We start from the raw sequence: 17,038 nt of genomic DNA on the forward strand, positions 1-17,038 counted from the left end.
AGCGTAGGATCGTCCATGGCGGGTGTAGCTTTCTTGAAATGACGTTGATCGGATTAGACAACCAAATCATACGTTAAATCAGATGCTTACGCTACATCCGCCAACCCCCGATGAATTATACGGGCTAACTCCCAAAATAGCTGCCGCGCGCTGGCGAGACCCAACTGGACGACCATCGCGTTCCGCAACATGGTCAGCGCCGAGTTACTGAGCAAAACGCAACGTTCGCTGTCACGCCAGATGCGGCCCTGTTCGGGCGAGAACCGCAGTCGGCTTGTCAAATCGGCATATGTGGGGAGATGCTTCATGGCTCGTCATAACATATATGGCCACTGGCTGCCATAGAAGTCCCAGCATTCGACAAATATGTCGATATTTCGGGTGGCTGCGATACCCCATCTGCGCAATCTTCCTGGAAATACGCTGTTCCATGATTTGGCACGGTTCATGCTAACAACACTTGGAACAGGCGTCGGAGCGCGCTGACCGCGAGAATCTGACGGCGGACATTGGGAGAGGGAAGACAGAATGGATGTTTCCGGACTGGTCGATACGGCAACGGGCCGTCAATCGCGGGCGATATATTCGAGCGAGGAACTTTACCGGCAGGAGCTCGAACGCATCTTCGGGCGGTGCTGGCTGTTCCTCGTGCATACTAGCCAGATTCCTGAGGCTGGCGACTATTTCCGTACCTTTATGGGCGAGGACGATGTCATCGTCATTCGCCAGAAGGGCGGAACGATCAAGGCCTTCCTGAACAGCTGCACGCATCGCGGCAACAGGATCTGCCGCTCCGACCGAGGAAACGCGAAGGCGTTTACCTGCAATTATCATGGCTGGTCGTTCGCACCGGACGGCTCGCTCAGCGCTGTACCGCTGGAGAAAGAAGCTTATTTCGGTGAGTTGGACCGCAGCAGGCTGGGCCTTGTTCCCGTGGCCCACGTTGCTGAGTATAAAGGCCTCGTCTTTGGCTGTTTCGATGCCGATCCGCCTTCACTCGAAGACTATCTTGGCGATGCAAAATTCTTCCTCGACGTCTGGCTCGATGCAATGCCGGGTGGAACGTCACTCGTCGGTGAAACCCAGAAGATGGTGCTCGCCAGTAATTGGAAGCTGCCAGTAGAGAATGTCTGTGGCGACGGCTATCATCTCGGCTGGGCGCACGCCGGGGCGATGAGGGCGGTGCAGTCTCTGGATCTTGCCGGTCTTAGCGTCGGCAATTCGAGCACGGATCTCGACGGCGGGCTTTCCGTTGCCGGGTTGAACGGCCACATGGCCCTGACCTCCCTCGACGGGGTTTCGGGCTATGCCTTCTACCCCAAACCAAAGCCAATGCTGGACTATCTTGAATTCAATCGTCCACAGGTGATCGAACGGCTGGGCAAGGTGCGCGGCGAGCAGCTCTGGGGTTCGCAGATCAATATCACGATCTTTCCCAACCTGCAGTTCCTGCCGGGCCTCAACTGGTTCCGGGTCTATCATCCCAAGGGTCCGGGCCAAATCGAGCAGTGGACCTGGGCTATGGTCGAAAACGACATGCCCGCCGAGATACAGGCGGCGATCCTGGACAATCAGTGCCTGACCTTCGGCCTGGCCGGCCTCTTCGACAACGACGATGGCGATAATCTTGCTGCCTGCACCGAACAGTCCCGTGGATGGCGCACAGCGCAAATGGACGTGTTCACCAACATGGCGCTAAACCGTTCAGGGCCGCGCGAAGGTTTCCCCGGCGACATCGCCGCCGGATTGGTGAGCGAGCACAACCAGCGTTATTTCTACCGCCGTTGGCAGGAACATATGCAGGCTGACAACTGGGCCGGTGTTCCCACCTACAACATCAATTCAGTGGTCGCCGAGGAGACAATCAATGCTTGAGTCGGGCGTCGCTCCGATGTCCACGGAGAGTGTCACCGGCCTGACTCAGCGCCTGTACCACGAAGCGCGTCTGCTCGACGCGGAGCGCTTCGAGGATTGGTTGGAATTCATGTGCAACGATGTGACTTATCGCATGGAGCTCAAGAGACGGCGGTTCCGGGCGGATCGTTCGCCGCCCGCGGCGGTTGGCGTCGGCGTCGTTTTCAACGAGAATCTTGCGCGGCTCAAGCTGAGGATCGATCGCCTGCGCTCCGGATTTGTATGGGCTGAGGATCCGCCAAATTTTGTGCGCCGCGTCGTTTCAAATGTTGAGGTCGAGCGCGCGGATGCCGAAAACGAGGCTATCGTGCACTCGGTGATCGTCATCCATCGCAACCGCATCGACGGCCTGACAAGGGTTCTTACTGCCGGGCGCTCCGATCGTTGGCGTATGCATGCCGATGGCTGGAAATTGGCGGCGCGCGAAATAGCACTTGATCACGCGGTACTGCCCGACAGCAACATCAACGTATTTTTCTAACATGTAATCATTGAGAGGAGAATGACATGCGCATTGAGCGGATCGGTCGTGAGCCGGAGTTTTCGCGTTACATGAATCTCAAGGAAGGCTGGCTCGATCGCAGGATCTTCAGTGATGCGGATATCTATGAAGAAGAGCTCTATCGTATCTTCGCACGGTCCTGGCTGTTCGTTGCCCATGAGAGTCAGTTGCCTAAGGCTGGCGATTTCCTGACAACCCACATGGGTGAGGATGGCGTAATCGTCGCGCGACAGCCCGACGGTTCGATCAGGGTGTTCTTGAATTCCTGTCCCCATCGCGGCAACAAAGTTTGCTTCGCCGATGCAGGTAACACCCGCCGCTTTGTGTGCAATTATCACGGCTGGGCGTTCGATACTGCTGGCGATCTGAAAGGCATGCATGAGGAATATTGTTACGACGACAACGATATTGATCGCCGTAAGAACGGGCTGAAGCAGGTTGCCAGGGTTGGCAGCTATAAGGGGTTGGTGTTTGCGACGTTCGCCGAGGACGGTCCTAGCCTAGATGCTTGGCTGGGCGACTTCCGCTGGTATCTGGACATGCTGCTCGACAACGAGGACGGCGGCACCGAACTGATCGGCGGCTGCATCAAGTCAGTGATGAACGCCAACTGGAAGTTTGGCGTCGAAAATTTCATCGGCGACGCCTACCATGCTGGATGGACGCATGATTCAGGCTGCCGCTCGATGAACAACGGCGAGCCCTTTCCGCCGATCGATATGGAAAATTCCTACCATGCCAGCGTCAATGGCCATGGGTGGGAGTTTGGCACCGAAGGTGTGGGCGACCTGTTCCTGCTGGGCCGACCGAAAGTTCTCGAATATTATGAGAGAATTCGCCCGAAGATGGCCCAACGGCTTGGTGAAATGCGCTCAAAGATCTTCGGATCGGTCGCTTCTGCCTCGATCTTCCCCAACGTATCGTTCCTGCCAGGTATTTCGACCTTCCGGCAGTGGCAGCCCAAAGGCCCTATGGAATTCGAGCTTAAGACTTGGGTGATCGTCAACAAGACGATGCCTGATGATATCAAGGATGAAATCACAAAGGGGGTCATGCAAACCTTTGGCCCGGGAGGCACGTTCGAGATGGATGATGGTGAGAACTGGAGCAACTGCACCACCGTAAACCGTGGTGTAATCACGCGTCACGAACGCCTGCACTACCGTTGCGGTATTTCACGCCAGATCGACCATGATACGCTTCCGGGTATCGTTTACCGCGGGCAATATAACGATGCCAACCAGCGGGGCTTTTACCAGCGGTGGCTCGATATGATGGAGGCCGACAAGCTGGACACGATGCCCCAACGGCCGGAACCTCGCCTTTCCGGCGTTGGCGAGACACGCAATCTCCCCGGCCTGTTCGCGCTCTGAAAAGGATCACTGCAATGATACAGAATGCTACATTGGAACGTCCAACCACTGGACAGAGCGCCTCCGTTGAACAGACGCATAGTTTGACACAGACGCTATACCGCGAAGCGCGGATGCTCGACGAAGAAAATTACGTCGATTGGGTCAAGCTGCTGGCCGACGATTTGCTTTACCATATGCCTGGCATCGAGACTCGCTATCGCCGTGACAAAACAGACCAGGTCAAGGACTTGACCAGGATGGCCTATTATAATGATAATCTTACCGAAATTAAGAAACGTCTCTCTCGATTGGAAACAGGTACTGCCTGGTCCGAGGATCCCGCCACGCGTTATACTCACATCATTACAAACGTTGAGGTAGAACTGACCGCAATACCCGGCGAGTACCAGGTTTTCTCCAACTTCTATGCATATCGCAATCGTAATGAACGCGAGGAAGACTCGCTGATCGGCAACCGTATCGATATCTGGCGTGAAGTAGAAAATAGTTTTCAGTTAGTGATGCGTCGTATCATTCTAAAGCATAATGTTCTCCTCAGTAAAAATCTTAACATCTTTCTCTAATCAGCCTATAGCTTACGGTATTAAGCAAGCTGTGCTGGTCGCCGTTAACAAAATTGATGATGACGGGATGATTTCTGACCGCCCGATTCATTCCTTTGGTCTGAATTGTTTGCTGTCTTTCGGATGGAGAGATGAAATGGACGCACTGCGATATTATCTGGTGCCTATGGTTACACTCGCGGCCATCGCCGGATTTGTCCTTGGCGGGCCATTTGTGTGGCTCGGCATTGGTACATTCCCTGTGCTCATGCTGCTGGACATCGCCTTGCCTAGTGATCGCAAGATGCGCGTGCGCGGCATATCGGCCGCTGCGGATTTCGCTATCTACTTGCATTTTCCGCTGATGATTGCGCTCTATCTCGCTTTTGCCTACTCTGTTGAATCAGGCTCCAACCTAATTTGGGGGGCACCGAGTTCATCCTGGCAATTGGCTGGGTCGATCGCCAGCCTTGCCTGGCTATCCTCGGTTCCCACCTTGCCCGTGGCGCACGAACTCATGCACCGTCGGCACTGGTTCCCGCGCGCTCTCGCCAAGGGGCTTAGCGCCTTTTACGGCGACCCCAATCGCGATATCGCGCATATCGTCACCCATCACGTCCACCTAGACACGCAGAAGGATAGCGACACGCCGCCCCGAGGGCAGACGATCTACAGCTTCGTCCTTTCGGCGACGTGGGGTTCTTATCGTGATACTTGGGAAAAACAGGGCGAAATGCTCTCACGCATGGGCTATTCGACGTGGAGCTGGCGCAACGCGATGTGGCTACTCCCAATCCTGCTTGGCACAATTGTTGGCGGGGCAACCTTACTCGCGGGGCCTGTTGCTGGTATCGCCACTGCTGTCGCCATTTTTCTCGCCAAAATGTTGATCGAAGGCTTCAATTACTTCCAGCACTACGGGCTGATCCGGATTGAAGGCGAACCCATCGCCAAGCATCATGCCTGGAACCATCTGGGCATGATCTCCCGTCCGATCGGGGTGGAGATTACAAACCACATCAACCACCACCTCGATGGCCACACACCGTTCTACGAACTCCAACCCGAGTGCGACGCGCCGCAGATGCCGTCATTGTTCCTGTGTTTCCTCTGCGGACTTGTCCCTCCGATCTGGCACCGGTTCATAGCCCAGCCGCGTCTGAAAGACTGGGATACAAGGTTCGCATCGCCCGGCGAGCGCAAGTTGGCAGATGCCGCGAATGCGCAGGCCGGCTGGCCGCAGTGGCTCGCCACTGCATGAAACAGTCCACCCCGCATGGAGACGTACGCGTTTGATTGTCTCTATGTGAACTGAGCGTCATCCTTATGGGATGACGCTCCCTTGTCTTCACCGCACCGCCCTCACTCAACATAGTAGATCCGCTTTATGTTTTCCTTCTTGAAGAAGCCCCCACCCAACAAGGTAATCTTTGCCTCGGAAGCCCGGACACTGCTGGTCGCTCGAGACAAGACGTTGCTCGAAGCCATGCTTACAGAGGGCTTGGCGATGCCTCATGATTGTAAAGTCGGGTCCTGCGGCACGTGCAAGTTCAAGCTTCTTGACGGCAAAATAAGGGAGCTCAGTCCTTCGGCGCTGGCTCTGGAACGTGATGAGTTGCTCGCTGGATACAGGCTAGCCTGTCAAGCGATACCCCGGTCAGACTTGACGATTGCACTCGACGCGCCACTGACGGTCCAGCAAACCGTGGACGACTATCGCGCAACAATCGTGTCAGTTCCTCGGCTTTGCCCTGACATTATCAATCTTACGGTCGAGCTGGACCGGCCGCTTTCCTTCGTCCCTGGTCAGTATGCAGATATTGGTGCGCCGGGTGTGGATGGTCTACGAAGCTATTCGTTCGCTTTCGCTCCCATAGCAGGCTCGACCCGGAACTTGCAATTCCACGTCCGCCATGTCCCGGGCGGCGCGTTCACGGACTGGCTGTTCGCAGATGATCGGGTCGGGGCTTCTTTGACGTTGAGAGCACCCTATGGCGCGTTCCAACTGAAGCAAAGCGCAGCGCCCATTCTGTGCATTGCAGGCGGCAGCGGCCTTGCGCCTATCATCTCCATATTACAGGAAGCACTTGCGCTGGGGCCGACGCGGCCGGTAACGCTTCTTTATGGCGCAAGAACCCGGACCAACCTTTATTGTCTTGATGAAATCGGGAGACTCAAGGCCACCTGGAGGGGGCCATTCGATTTCATCCCGGTGCTTTCTGACGAGGCGGCCGATAGCCCTTGGCAGGGCGCCAGAGGTCCGGTGACCCAGCAGATTGCTGAACTGCCAATTGAGATGCGGTATGAGGCCTATCTTTGCGGACCGCCCGCCATGGTTGACCTCGCGGAAGCAGAATTACTCGAGGCCGGGTTAGCTCCCGATGCGATCTCCGCAGACCGTTTCGTGGACCGCAGCGACGTACGTTAGCCGACATGGTAGGGACCGCTCTCAAGCCCCCTGTCGGTCGCGGCTATGGCAGAGGGTGACATCGAAACAAATCAGTTATCGACCCGGATCATCTTTCCAGCCAATTCCTGGACATCCACTTTTTGAGTGTTATCGAGCAGTACGGCAACACGGTTCATAGTAGCAATAACGGACGTATATTGACCGTGGGCATAAAAAGCGTCGATTGGATAAACCACCGTCTTATCGACCGGCGCCCGATGGTAGCTCAGCTGGCCAATCCCATAAATCGCAAGCCCTCCAGCTTCGGCATGCGCCATCATTCGTTCCGCACGATCTCTCGTCAGATTGCCGCCGAATTCCACGAGTTGAGGGGGAGATACCGTTGGGCCTAGATGGGTCGGCTTCCACCTAGCAGCGCCCATGACTCCCGAAATGATGAGAAGATCAGAAAATTGAAATCTCTCAGCCATGGCCGTTTCCCTCCGATGTGCTTGCTATTAACGGCCTTAGGCCAGTTGTATGCTGTTCAACCTTGAGGGCGCTTACCGATGCCGATGCCGCCATCGCTAAGCAGCACCGTTCCGGTCACGTATGAAGAGTCCCGCCGCGAGGCCAAGAGGGCGTACAGACCTGCGTGATCGGCAGGCTCCGCGATCCGCCCAAGCGGGGTCATTTCGGATATCAGGACGTCAAGCCCCGGCATCTGTTCCATTTTCGTGTCTGAAAAACCTCCGGTCATCGCACCGCTGAGCGGGGTGCGTGTCCCGCCCGGCGCAACACCGTTGACCCTGATGTCGGGCGTTAGTTCCCAAGCCAGTTGCTTGACCAGGCCAAGAACGGCGTGTTTCGACGCAACGTACAACGTGCCTCCCCCACCGGTATAGTAGCTCGAAGTCGAGGCGGTGAAAATGATGCTGCCCTTAACCTTCCTGAGTTCAGGAATGGCCGCCCGGGCACCTAGAAAATAGCCTTTCAGATTTACATCAAAGATTTCATCAAAGACCTTAGCAAGCTGTTCGGGCTCCTGCTGCTCTAGCGGCACCATAAAATCCCAGATCCCAACATTTCCGACAAAGACATCAAGCTTTCCGAATGCCCTGACAGTTTCCGCCACGGCGCGGGCATTGTCCGCATAGGACCGCACGTCTCCCACCACCACCACAACCTTGTCGCCGTGGCGCGAACGCACGAGTTTGGCCTGGTCTTCACCCCTGACGAGGACACCTACCCTGGCGCCCTCCTCTATATATCGGGCGACGACCGCTGCCCCGATCCCAGTTGCGCCACCGGTCAGCAACGCCACCTGTCCATCAAGCCTTGCAGACAATGCCTTCTCCTCCACCATTTACGTGTCGATCGGTCAGAAATTACTGATCGAACATACCAGTGCGACCTTCCTGCAGGTTAACCACGACCGATTTGGTCTGGGTGTAATGATTGAGTACTTCATGACTGAATTCACGACCGAAACCACTCTGTTTGTAGCCGCCCAGCGGCATATTTGCCTTAAGATTGTAATAGCGGTTGATCCACACTGTGCCGGTTTCGAGCTTACGCGCCAGGCGGTGCGCACGCATAATGTCGCGGGTCCAGATGCCGCCAGCGAGGCCATAGTTCGTATCGTTGGCCACCTTCATCATCTCCTCCTCGTCTTTCCAACTGATGACACTGGTGACGGGGCCGAAAATCTCCTCGCGCGCGATGCGCATCGAGTTGTTGACGTTGGTAAAGACCGTAGGCATGATGAAATGCCCATCTGCAAGGCTGGCATTACGGGTTCCGCCAGTCAAAATGGTAGCACCTTCTTCAGTCGCCATATTGAGATAGCTCTCGACCTTGTCCATCTGCATCTTCGATGCCTGCGCGCCGAGTTGCGTCGCGAAATCAAGCGGATCGCCCTGACGAATGCCTTCTAGTGCCACCTTGAACTTGGCCAGGAACTCTTCCTGGATCGTTTCGTGCAGGAAGAGACGCGAACCCGCCAGGCAAACCTCCCCCTTGTTCAGCACGGTGGACATCGTCGCGCTTTCGACCGCAGCATCGATATCGGCATCGGCACAGACGATGTGAGCGGACTTGCCGCCCAATTCCAGCGTCTGCGGGATAATATTGATCGAAGCATACTGCATGATCCGGCGGGCCGTTCCCACCGAACCGGTGAACGCCACCTTACGGACGTCCTCGTGAGTGACAAGCGCCTCGCCAACGTCAGCGCCGTAACCGGTGACCACGTTGATAACGCCCGGCGGCAGAAGATCGGCCATTTCCACGAAGAATTCGATCACTGACAGGCATACCGTCTCTGCAGGTTTGAGCACTACCGTGTTACCCGAAGCAAGGGCGGGGGCAATCTTGCACGCCATCATAAGCATCGGCACGTTCCAGGGGATGATCTGAGCACAGACCCCCAGCGGCTCGCGATGAACGATGCCCACGGCGTCAGGATAATCCATGGTCTGTCCATGAAGGCCATAGGCCGCTCCGGCGAACAGTTCAAATTGGCCGATAGCCTGCGGCATGTCAAAATACATCGATTCGCGGATAGGCTTGCCGTTGTTCAGCGTTTCGAGCGTTGCGTAATGCTGATGCCGTGCCTTAAGCCGCCGGGCGACCTCTATCAGAATATCCTGACGCTCAGCGGGCGAGCTTTCCGACCACTTAGGGAAAGCGCCTTTAGCGGCAGCAACTGCGCGTTCGACATCCTTTGCATTGCCGGCCTGGATCTTGGTAAGGATCTGTCCGGTTGCAGGGTTGACTAGGTCAATTGTCTTACCGCTGTCACCGGCGATCCACTCTCCCCCGATAAAGTGGCCATATTCACTCTTGATTCCGTAGTCGTTTGTGTCGCTCTTCAACTGGGTAGCCATCGCAACTCTCCTTAGAATTTATCCAACTTCGATCAAAAGGTCACTCGCCGGAAACAATCGGCAAGCAAGAGCAAAGCCCGCTTCCCGTTCTGCCTCGGAGACTCTCGCCGTACTCATCTTACCGGTTCGGTAATCGCCATCGACGACCCTGATGCGGCAAATACCACAGCCGCCACCCCGGCAACCTACTCCTATGTCATTCTCTCCGCATCGCTCCATCGCGATTAGAACCCGTTCGTCCGCCGCACAACGGAAGTGCGCTCCGCCCACTATACGAATCTCATAGGGTTCAGGCATCACGCAATGCCGCTTCCGCGGCCTTCGCTGCAAATGATAGCCCACCCACCGCAAAATGTTCCGCTTGCATCTCCCGCAAGATAATCCGCACAGATTCACGGGGCGCAGCAATGGAACTTATCGCTGCCTCGGTAAGTGCGTGAATCAGTCGCTCCTTGTCCTCAGCCGATCGCCCTTCGAGCAGATTTACTTCGATGATCGGCATTTACGCCTCCACCCGGAACATAACAGAACCAAGCCCTTGAATTGTCGTGCGTACAGTCTGGCCCGGCGCGAGCGTTGGCGCGGCGGTAATCCCGCCTGCCATGACAATATCACCTGCCGAAATCCCTTCCCCGCCTTCGGCGACGAGCCGCGCTGCTGCGACGAGCGATCGAAGGGGGTGACCCAGGATGGCGGCGGTCGAACCGACCTCTATCACCTGTCCGTTTATCTCGACTATCACACCCAGATTCGAGAAATCCTTGGTCGGATCATTCCACGGCCCGATTACGAGGCCGGAGGACGAGGTGTTGTCGGCAATCACGTCGGAAAGCGCGAACTTGAAGTTTTCGTAGCGGCTGTCGATGATCTCCATTGCAGGTGCGATGGCTTCGACCGCTGCGAGCGCTTGAGCGGCAGTGACCCGGCCGCAGAGCGGTGCCTTCATCAGGAAGGCCACTTCCGGTTCAACCCGAGGATGAACGAAGCGTGCGCGCGACATCGCCGCACCTTCCTCGATCAGCATCGCATCGGTCAAACGGCCCCAGGCTACTTCATTGACACCGACCTGCAGCATCTTGGCCCTGCTGGTGAGCCCCATCTTGACGCCGATCCGGCGTTCGCCGCGCGCCAAGCGACGATCAACCGAGAGCTTCTGGACCTGATACGCATCAGCCACACTCAGATTCGGATCGCTGGACGTTAACTGTGGTGTAGCGTGGGCACCCAACGCCGCACCATCCAAAGTTTCCGCATATCGTGCAAGTTTATCCATGGCCATCTACCTATGCCGCTCGCGCGGAAACGAGATCGAGCGCGACATCGACGATCATGTCTTCCTGCCCGCCGACCATGCGCCGCTTGCCCAGTTCGATCAGGATCTCGCGGGTATCGAGACCATATTGCCCGGCCGCTTTTTCGGCGTGGCGTAAGAAGCTTGAATAGACGCCGGCGTAACCGAGGCTGAGCGTTTCGCGATCGACCCGGACCGGGCGATCCTGCAACGGGCGGATAATGTCTTCGGCCGCGTCCATCAGCGCCATGACATCGCATCCATGATTCCAGCCCTTGCGGTCAGCGGCGGCAATGAACACCTCAAGCGGCGCGTTGCCCGCCCCCGCTCCCATACCGGCGAGACTAGCGTCAATCCGTACAGCTCCTTCCTGGGCGGCAACGATTGAATTTGCGACACCTAATGAAAGATTGTGATGGGCATGCATACCACGCTGGGTCGTCGGCTTGAGCACGCGATCGTACGCGCGCAACCGATCGCGCACGCCGTCCATGTCGAGCGCACCACCACTGTCCGTCACATAGACGCAGTGCGCGCCATAACTTTCCATCAGCAGTGCTTGCTGGGCCAAAGCTTCGGCGTCTATCATATGGCTCATCATGAGAAAGCCCGAGACGTCCATGCCGAGATCTCGAGCAATGCCGATATGCTGCTTGGCAACGTCAGCTTCGGTGCAATGGGTAGCAACCCGCACAGAGCGAACGCCCAATGTATAAGCGCGACGGAGTTCTTCGACCGTGCCTATGCCCGGCACAAGCAGCGTGGTCAGCACAGCCCGTTTGATCACGTCGGCTGCCGCCTCGATCCATTCCCAATCAGTGTGGGCACCAAACCCATAGTTGAACGAGGTGCCATTGAGGCCATCGCCGTGCGATACTTCGATAGCATCGACACCAGCATCGTCAAGGACCTTGGCGATCGTGCGGACGCTATCGGTGCCGTACATATGAAGTATGGCGTGCATGCCGTCACGAAGGGTGACGTCCTGTATGTAAAGCTTGTCGGTTTCGGGATCGAAAGTCATGATGCCGCCTTCTCAAGGTGTTTCTGGGCAAGCCTTTCACCGGCTGCTTTGGCAGCGGCGGTCATGATGTCGAGGTTACCCGAATATTTGGGCAGGTAATCGCCCGCACCCTCGACTTCGAGAAAAACGCTGGTCTTCAGACCAGCGAACTCGCCATAGCCGGGAATTTTCAGCGGCTGATTAGAGCCGAACCGCTCGAACTGCACTTCCTGCTTGAGACGATAGCCGGGAACATAGGACTGAACGGTCGCCACCATGTCCTGCACAGACTGGCGGATCTTGTCCTCATCGACTTGATCAGTCAGCGTGAAGATCGTGTCGCGCATGATCATCGGCGGTTCGGCGGGATTGAGAATGATAATCGCACGCCCGCGGCTCGCACCGCCGACGACTTCGATCGCCTTCGCCGTTGTCCGGGTAAATTCGTCGATATTGGCTCGCGTACCCGGTCCCGCCGAGCGCGACGAAACCGATGCGACAATCTCAGCATAATGAACTGGGCTCACGCGCGACACCGCCGCGACGATCGGGATAGTCGCCTGGCCTCCGCAGGTAACCATGTTCACGTTGCGAACATGGTCATCCAGCGCGCTATCGACCGGTGGCACGAAAAACGGCCCCAGCGCAGCAGGTGTCAGGTCGACGACCAGCTTGCCGTCCTTTTGCAGGGCGGCGTCGTGCTCCTTGTGAGCGTAAGCCGAGGTAGCATCAAAGACGATGCCAATTTCTGGATAGACTGGCAGCTTGCGTAGCCCCTCGATGCCATCGTGCGTAGTCGTCACTCCTCGCTCGCGGGCCATAGCGAGACCCTCTGAAGCCGGGTCGATGCCAACCACTACGGTGAGTTCGAGCCTGTCCGAACCTTTCAGCAACTTGATCATCAGATCAGTACCAATATTTCCCGAGCCGATGATCGCACACTTCATCTTTGCCATATGCTTGTTTCTCTTCCAATCTTCAGACGGCGTCGGCGGCGAAGGCCGCCCGTACCGTTCCGACTCCGTTAATTCTTGCTTCCACAACATCGCCGCGGCTCACCCCCGCCATGGGCCCGAGTGCGCCCGACAGGATCACGTCGCCTTCGAGCAACGGACGCCCGACGCGCGCCATGACCCGCGCCAGCCACAACGATGCGGTGATCGGGCTGCCCAGGCAGGCGATGCCTGCCCCGACTGAAACAGGCTCACTCTTGATCTCCATGACCATTCCGCACTCGCGCAAGTCGAGCGCCTCGAGTTTGCGCGGGACGGCTCCCAGCACAAACAGGCCGCTGGAGGCATTATCGGCCACAGTATCCCAGATGCGAATGTCCCAGTTGGCTACACGGCTATCGACGATCTCGATCGCCGGCACGACATATTCCACCGCTCGGATCATTTCGGCAGTCGTAAGGTCCGGATAGAGAAGGTCGCGGCCGATGACGATGGCGATCTCCGCCTCAACCTTGGGTTGAATGACCTGATTAAGTGAGATCGGTATGCCCTCGGGAACGTCCATATCGGCAAACAGCATACCGTAATCGGGCTGATCGACACCAAGCTGCCTTTGGACCGCAAGCGAAGTAAGGCCGATCTTGCGGCCAACCAGCCTTCGACCGCTGTCGAGATAGTGTCGCGTATTGACCTCCTGCACGGCATAGGCCGCATCAACGCCACCGGCCGATATGAGATCGCGTACCGGCGTTACGGGCGTTCCGCTTATCGCTGCGCCGCGCAACAATTCGGCGGCTTGTTGAATGACCTGAGGGTCTATCGTGCTTTCCATGTTCATGATCTCAAAGCTTCAGGCAGATATTTGCGGTTTCAGTGTAGAATTCGAGGCTATGGACGCCCCCCTCCCGGCCGATCCCGGATTGACCCGATCCGCCAAATGCCGTGCGCAAATCGCGCAGGAACCAGCAGTTGACCCAGCACACGCCCACGCGCATGGTCGCAGCCACCCGGTGCGCGCGCGAGACATTCTCGGTCCATACCGTCGCGCACAGACCATAAGCGGTGTCGTTGGCCAGTGCGGTGACCTCATCCTCCGTGTCGAACGGAATAACCCCGCAGCATGGTCCGAAGATTTCTTCGCGCATCACGGTGCTGTCGTGCGCAAGGCCGGTCCATAATGTTGGCTCGATATAGAAGCCGTCCGCGTGCTCTCCATCGATCTTGGGGATCCCGCCGCCGACCACGACCGTTGCCCCTTCTTCTATCGCTTTCGCGAAATAGTTTAGGACCTTGTCTCGGTGCTCCGCGCTGATCAGCGGGCCAAGATAGGCCGGATCGCCGATGCAGAAGGCCGCCGTTGGTGTCCGGGACGTTTCTTTCGAGCTCGGCGGCAAGAATGCGGCGATCGTCTTTGCCGACGCCGATCTCGACAAGGCAATCGAGGGACTTTCGCGCTCGGTCTTCCTCAACACCGGCCAGGTCTGCCTCGGCACGGAGAGGGTCTATGTCGAACGTCCGCTATACGACGAACGGCATAGTTGATCGCCTGCCCGCCATCAGGCGTTGGCGTGTTAAAGGATTCAGTTGGCATGGTCGCTACGACATCGGCGAACATGCGAAAATTCGCGGCGCCGCGAGGAATGTCGATGTGCGAGGCAATGTGACGCGGTTTGCCCGTGTCGGCTACCTCGGCCTCGAGAAAGTCGTCCGAACGACGCTCGATCTCCGTGGCTACGGCACTAATCAGCTTAAGCCGTTCGGCCGTCGTCATACTGCCCCACGGACCATTGAGCGCTGCCTTTGCCGCCGCGACAGCGTCGGCCACGTCAGCTTCGCTCGCTTCATGAACCGTGCCAATCTCCCGACCAGTCGCCGGATTGACGTTGACAAACGTCTTGCCATCCCCGCCCTCGCGATATGAACCCGCGATGAAATTAAGAATGGTGTCGGTCACGGATCTAGACATATTGCTGTTCATCTGCTTACTTCGTTCCATCTTATTTGCGCGCGCAGATCGTTTAATGCTGTCGCCCGCCGATCGCTGACAAGCCGGCGTTCGCACATGCAATATCGAGTTCTTCAGTCCCACCCGAGACGCCGATTGCGCCGACGAATTCGCCGTCGATTACGATCGGCAGTCCTCCGCCGAACATTACAATTCCCGGTTGAATCGCCAGACCGGTGCTCAGAGCTGGATTGCCCGCTACCATCTGGTACACTTCAAGGGTCGAAACCCTGAAGCTGGCAGCGGTATAAGCCTTATCCTGGGCGATCTGCGACGAGGGGAATGGTGCGCCGCTCGCGCGCAGCATTGCCACCAAATCGCCCCCTCCCCCGATGACTGCGGCAACGACCGCGCAGCCGGCTTCCTGTCCCTTGGCAACCGAAGCCGAAACCGCTTGAGCGGCAAGGGCGTGTCCGATTGTCCGGATGGTCACCAGGCCGTCCATGGTCAGGTATTGACCGTCATGAAGCGGTCGTTCAGTGCCTTTTCATAATAGAAGATCGCCTTGCCGGCATTCTCGGCCTGCCACATGCGGCGTGGGTTGTCCGGATAGTAGAAATAACCGCCGCTGAACGTCTCGTTGCGATTGCCGGACGGGTCGAAGAAATAGATCGTCTGGCCGCGGGTGATACCATGGCGCGTCGGCCCGATATCAAGCGAGATATCGTAACGGCTGATAATGTCAGCTGCGTGCCCGACGTCATGCCAGGATTCAAGGCAGAAAGAGGTGTGGTGAATACGGCCGTCTTCCGGATATCCCAGAAAAGCGACGTCGTGGGCCTTGTTGCTGCACGACAGGAATATTCCGAGCCGTTGACCGGAGGCTTCGTCGACCAATTCCTCGGTTACTGAGAAGTCCAGAGCTTCGACGAAAATCTTGGCGCTTGCTGAAATGTCCACGCCGTTGAGTGCGCAATGATCAAAACGCGTCGCGCGCATTCCTCGCGGTTCGGCAATCCAGACATCGGGATTTCGGACTGCAGGTCCGGTTTCGGACAGCTCCATTTCCGCAAAAAGGTCGAACATATGTCCGGTTGGCGTATTGAAACGGATCTTCCGCCCAACCCCGGGTTCCTCACCGGCCGGAATGACATCGACATGCACGCCCGCATCGAGCAGGCGCTCGGCAAAATGATCCAGGTCCGAATCCTTCGCGACCTTGAACCCCATTCTGTCCAGACCGGCCGAATCCGCCTCGCGCAGAATAATGCTGTGGCGGTCAAACTCATCGAAAGCCTGGAAAAGGCGCGACCGCCTTCAACGCTGACGAGATTGAGACCGATCCGGTCGCGATAATGAAGGATGGACTCTTCAAGGTCCAGAACCCGCAACTGCACATATCCAGGGCGAAGTACACCGGTCAAAGCCATTCTAGTTCTCCTAGTCCAATCAGGCCTTCAGGCCGTTGGTGAAAAATTCAGACACAATTCGATTGAAAATCACCCTACGGATGTCACCACCGCCGCTTCATGTGCTGACCGAAGCCGAGAAGAACGAGTTGCTGCTCGCGCAGCACGAGATGATCGAGCGACTGGTAGCGCGGATTTCTGAGTTGGAATCCCTGGTCGGCACGCCGCGCAAGACATCCAGGAATTCGCATATTCCGCCATCGAAGGACGACTTTGGCAAGCGCGGTGGCAAAGGCGGTAAGCCCAAGGCTGGCAAGCGCCCGCCGCGCGAAGGCAAGCACCGCCCATTGGCCGAGACGCCGGACAAAACCGAACACATCATGGCGGCAAACTGCTGCCATTGCAGGACCGATATATCCTCGCAGGCCCAGCATTGCCGCCACCGCTACGATCATATCGACCTGCCGCCGATCCGTCCGATTGTGACCCGCATCGAATTGTTTGGTGCGCGCTGCGGGGGATGTGGCCGTCGCTACCGTGCCGCGGCACCGGCGGGCATGGAGCCGGGCACGCCGTTTGGCCCCGGCATCCGCTCGCTGCTGGCCTATCTGCATCACAGCCACCATGTCAGCTTCGAGCGACTTTCGCGCATTGCCGCGGAGCTGTTTGGCCTCACGATCTCCCAAGGGGCGATGGGAGTGTCAGGATTTCCGTGTGCGGGCGGGCATAATGGGTAAAAAGGGAGTCCCACTATGTCTCGACGCAAAGAGCCTGCCATACCGAATGAGCTTCTCGATCAGCTTTTGGCGGGCGGCGCTGCCAGTGC

General features: G+C 57.3%; 19 protein-coding genes and 3 pseudogenes. 8 read left to right on the top strand and 14 right to left on the bottom strand.

Annotated elements, in window-relative coordinates; translation table 11 throughout:
* Positions 1-86: 86 nt before the first annotated feature.
* Positions 87-308 (bottom strand): XylR N-terminal domain-containing protein, encoded by a 222-nt coding sequence (locus SxD43FB_RS20975; RefSeq protein WP_096063840.1) that lies wholly within the window; start codon positions 306-308, stop codon positions 87-89.
* A 220-nt stretch (positions 309-528) separates the two neighbouring features.
* On the opposite strand from SxD43FB_RS20975, the gene SxD43FB_RS20980 reads away from it, so the two are divergent.
* The 6 genes from SxD43FB_RS20980 (at position 529) to SxD43FB_RS21005 (ending at position 6,762) form a co-directional block, all read left to right on the top strand.
* Positions 529-1,875 (top strand): aromatic ring-hydroxylating dioxygenase subunit alpha, encoded by a 1,347-nt coding sequence (locus tag SxD43FB_RS20980; RefSeq protein ID WP_096063841.1) that lies wholly within the window; start codon positions 529-531, stop codon positions 1,873-1,875.
* Complete coding sequence (locus SxD43FB_RS20985; protein ID WP_088189920.1) at positions 1,868-2,395, top strand: aromatic-ring-hydroxylating dioxygenase subunit beta; 528 nt, start codon at positions 1,868-1,870, stop codon at positions 2,393-2,395. The genes SxD43FB_RS20980 and SxD43FB_RS20985 overlap by 8 nt, the downstream gene beginning before the upstream one ends.
* A gap of 26 nt (positions 2,396-2,421) precedes the next feature.
* Positions 2,422-3,789, top strand: a complete 1,368-nt coding sequence (locus SxD43FB_RS20990; protein WP_096063842.1) for an aromatic ring-hydroxylating dioxygenase subunit alpha — start codon at positions 2,422-2,424, stop codon at positions 3,787-3,789.
* A gap of 14 nt (positions 3,790-3,803) precedes the next feature.
* Positions 3,804-4,355, top strand: a complete 552-nt coding sequence (locus SxD43FB_RS20995) for a 3-phenylpropionate/cinnamic acid dioxygenase subunit beta (RefSeq protein ID WP_088189922.1) — start codon at positions 3,804-3,806, stop codon at positions 4,353-4,355.
* Between the two features lie 31 nt (positions 4,356-4,386).
* Positions 4,387-5,595, top strand: a complete 1,209-nt coding sequence (locus SxD43FB_RS21000; protein ID WP_275542513.1) for an alkane 1-monooxygenase — start codon at positions 4,387-4,389, stop codon at positions 5,593-5,595.
* A gap of 126 nt (positions 5,596-5,721) precedes the next feature.
* A complete protein-coding gene (locus SxD43FB_RS21005; RefSeq protein WP_096063844.1) occupies positions 5,722-6,762 on the top strand; it encodes a 2Fe-2S iron-sulfur cluster binding domain-containing protein in 1,041 nt (346 codons plus the stop codon).
* A 71-nt stretch (positions 6,763-6,833) separates the two neighbouring features.
* Here SxD43FB_RS21005 and SxD43FB_RS21010 read toward each other — a convergent pair whose 3' ends face one another.
* The 10 genes and pseudogenes from SxD43FB_RS21010 to SxD43FB_RS21055 form a co-directional block, all read right to left on the bottom strand.
* Positions 6,834-7,214: a hypothetical protein gene (locus SxD43FB_RS21010; RefSeq protein WP_096063845.1), complete on the bottom strand. Its 381-nt coding sequence runs from the start codon at positions 7,212-7,214 to the stop codon at positions 6,834-6,836.
* Positions 7,215-7,270: 56 nt separating this feature from the next.
* A complete protein-coding gene (gene hcaB, locus SxD43FB_RS21015; protein ID WP_239018997.1) occupies positions 7,271-8,089 on the bottom strand; it encodes a 3-(cis-5,6-dihydroxycyclohexa-1,3-dien-1-yl)propanoate dehydrogenase in 819 nt (272 codons plus the stop codon).
* A 22-nt stretch (positions 8,090-8,111) separates the two neighbouring features.
* Entirely contained in the window at positions 8,112-9,611 is a 1,500-nt protein-coding gene (locus SxD43FB_RS21020) for an aldehyde dehydrogenase family protein (RefSeq protein WP_096063846.1), read from the bottom strand.
* Positions 9,612-9,629: 18 nt separating this feature from the next.
* Positions 9,630-9,908, bottom strand: coding sequence for a 2Fe-2S iron-sulfur cluster-binding protein (locus SxD43FB_RS21025; protein ID WP_088189927.1), 279 nt, complete (start codon positions 9,906-9,908; stop codon positions 9,630-9,632).
* Positions 9,901-10,113 (bottom strand): 2-hydroxymuconate tautomerase, encoded by a 213-nt coding sequence (locus tag SxD43FB_RS21030; protein ID WP_088189928.1) that lies wholly within the window; start codon positions 10,111-10,113, stop codon positions 9,901-9,903. Before SxD43FB_RS21030 ends, SxD43FB_RS21025 begins: the two co-directional genes overlap by 8 nt.
* On the bottom strand, positions 10,114-10,884 hold the full coding sequence (locus SxD43FB_RS21035) for a fumarylacetoacetate hydrolase family protein (RefSeq protein ID WP_088189972.1): 771 nt from the start codon (positions 10,882-10,884) through the stop codon (positions 10,114-10,116).
* Between the two features lie 10 nt (positions 10,885-10,894).
* Entirely contained in the window at positions 10,895-11,926 is a 1,032-nt protein-coding gene (dmpG, locus tag SxD43FB_RS21040; protein WP_088189929.1) for a 4-hydroxy-2-oxovalerate aldolase, read from the bottom strand.
* Positions 11,923-12,861 carry an acetaldehyde dehydrogenase (acetylating) gene (locus SxD43FB_RS21045; RefSeq protein ID WP_096063847.1) on the bottom strand — a complete coding sequence of 313 codons (939 nt, stop codon included), beginning with the start codon at positions 12,859-12,861 and terminating at the stop codon, positions 11,923-11,925. Before SxD43FB_RS21045 ends, dmpG begins: the two co-directional genes overlap by 4 nt.
* A gap of 22 nt (positions 12,862-12,883) precedes the next feature.
* Positions 12,884-13,696, bottom strand: a complete 813-nt coding sequence (locus SxD43FB_RS21050; RefSeq protein WP_088189931.1) for a fumarylacetoacetate hydrolase family protein — start codon at positions 13,694-13,696, stop codon at positions 12,884-12,886.
* Between the two features lie 4 nt (positions 13,697-13,700).
* Positions 13,701-14,195, bottom strand: a pseudogene (locus SxD43FB_RS21055) (aldehyde dehydrogenase family protein); the annotation flags it as partial.
* A 4-nt stretch (positions 14,196-14,199) separates the two neighbouring features.
* Between SxD43FB_RS21055 and SxD43FB_RS21060 the strand changes: the two are divergent.
* Positions 14,200-14,385: pseudogene (locus SxD43FB_RS21060) on the top strand (aldehyde dehydrogenase family protein); the annotation flags it as partial.
* On the opposite strand, the gene SxD43FB_RS21065 reads toward SxD43FB_RS21060, so the two are convergent.
* Genes SxD43FB_RS21065 through SxD43FB_RS21075 form a run of 3 tightly spaced genes read right to left on the bottom strand, consistent with a single transcriptional unit; the run spans position 14,324 to position 16,072 of the window.
* Positions 14,324-14,854 (bottom strand): aldehyde dehydrogenase family protein, encoded by a 531-nt coding sequence (locus SxD43FB_RS21065; RefSeq protein ID WP_343228861.1) that lies wholly within the window; start codon positions 14,852-14,854, stop codon positions 14,324-14,326. The pseudogene SxD43FB_RS21060 and the gene SxD43FB_RS21065 overlap by 62 nt on opposite strands.
* A gap of 22 nt (positions 14,855-14,876) precedes the next feature.
* Positions 14,877-15,308, bottom strand: coding sequence for a heme-binding protein (locus SxD43FB_RS21070; protein WP_096063848.1), 432 nt, complete (start codon positions 15,306-15,308; stop codon positions 14,877-14,879).
* Between the two features lie 2 nt (positions 15,309-15,310).
* Positions 15,311-16,072 (bottom strand): catechol 2,3-dioxygenase, encoded by a 762-nt coding sequence (locus SxD43FB_RS21075; protein WP_343228862.1) that lies wholly within the window; start codon positions 16,070-16,072, stop codon positions 15,311-15,313.
* Positions 16,073-16,313: 241 nt separating this feature from the next.
* Here SxD43FB_RS21075 and SxD43FB_RS21080 point away from each other — a divergent pair.
* Positions 16,314-16,907, top strand: a pseudogene (locus SxD43FB_RS21080) (DUF6444 domain-containing protein); the annotation flags it as partial.
* Positions 16,908-17,038: the final 131 nt, after the last annotated feature.

This window comes from Sphingobium sp. D43FB (assembly GCF_002312805.1).
Lineage (GTDB): Bacteria > Pseudomonadota > Alphaproteobacteria > Sphingomonadales > Sphingomonadaceae > Sphingobium.

Bases quoted from the DNA above. Each gene is read 5' to 3' on its own strand.
- SxD43FB_RS20975 (WP_096063840.1), bottom strand. From the start codon at position 308: ATGAAGCATCTCCCCACATATGCCGATTTGACAAGCCGACTGCGGTTC.
- SxD43FB_RS20980 (WP_096063841.1), top strand. From the start codon at position 529: ATGGATGTTTCCGGACTGGTCGATACGGCAACGGGCCGTCAATCGCGG.
- SxD43FB_RS20985 (WP_088189920.1), top strand. From the start codon at position 1,868: ATGCTTGAGTCGGGCGTCGCTCCGATGTCCACGGAGAGTGTCACCGGC.
- SxD43FB_RS20990 (WP_096063842.1), top strand. From the start codon at position 2,422: ATGCGCATTGAGCGGATCGGTCGTGAGCCGGAGTTTTCGCGTTACATG.
- SxD43FB_RS20995 (WP_088189922.1), top strand. From the start codon at position 3,804: ATGATACAGAATGCTACATTGGAACGTCCAACCACTGGACAGAGCGCC.
- SxD43FB_RS21005 (WP_096063844.1), top strand. From the start codon at position 5,722: ATGTTTTCCTTCTTGAAGAAGCCCCCACCCAACAAGGTAATCTTTGCC.
- SxD43FB_RS21010 (WP_096063845.1), bottom strand. From the start codon at position 7,214: ATGGCTGAGAGATTTCAATTTTCTGATCTTCTCATCATTTCGGGAGTC.
- hcaB (WP_239018997.1), bottom strand. From the start codon at position 8,089: ATGGTGGAGGAGAAGGCATTGTCTGCAAGGCTTGATGGACAGGTGGCG.
- SxD43FB_RS21020 (WP_096063846.1), bottom strand. From the start codon at position 9,611: ATGGCTACCCAGTTGAAGAGCGACACAAACGACTACGGAATCAAGAGT.
- SxD43FB_RS21025 (WP_088189927.1), bottom strand. From the start codon at position 9,908: ATGCCTGAACCCTATGAGATTCGTATAGTGGGCGGAGCGCACTTCCGT.
- SxD43FB_RS21030 (WP_088189928.1), bottom strand. From the start codon at position 10,113: ATGCCGATCATCGAAGTAAATCTGCTCGAAGGGCGATCGGCTGAGGAC.
- SxD43FB_RS21035 (WP_088189972.1), bottom strand. From the start codon at position 10,884: ATGGATAAACTTGCACGATATGCGGAAACTTTGGATGGTGCGGCGTTG.
- dmpG (WP_088189929.1), bottom strand. From the start codon at position 11,926: ATGACTTTCGATCCCGAAACCGACAAGCTTTACATACAGGACGTCACC.
- SxD43FB_RS21045 (WP_096063847.1), bottom strand. From the start codon at position 12,861: ATGGCAAAGATGAAGTGTGCGATCATCGGCTCGGGAAATATTGGTACT.
- SxD43FB_RS21050 (WP_088189931.1), bottom strand. From the start codon at position 13,696: ATGAACATGGAAAGCACGATAGACCCTCAGGTCATTCAACAAGCCGCC.
- SxD43FB_RS21065 (WP_343228861.1), bottom strand. From the start codon at position 14,854: ATGGAACGAAGTAAGCAGATGAACAGCAATATGTCTAGATCCGTGACC.
- SxD43FB_RS21070 (WP_096063848.1), bottom strand. From the start codon at position 15,308: ATGGACGGCCTGGTGACCATCCGGACAATCGGACACGCCCTTGCCGCT.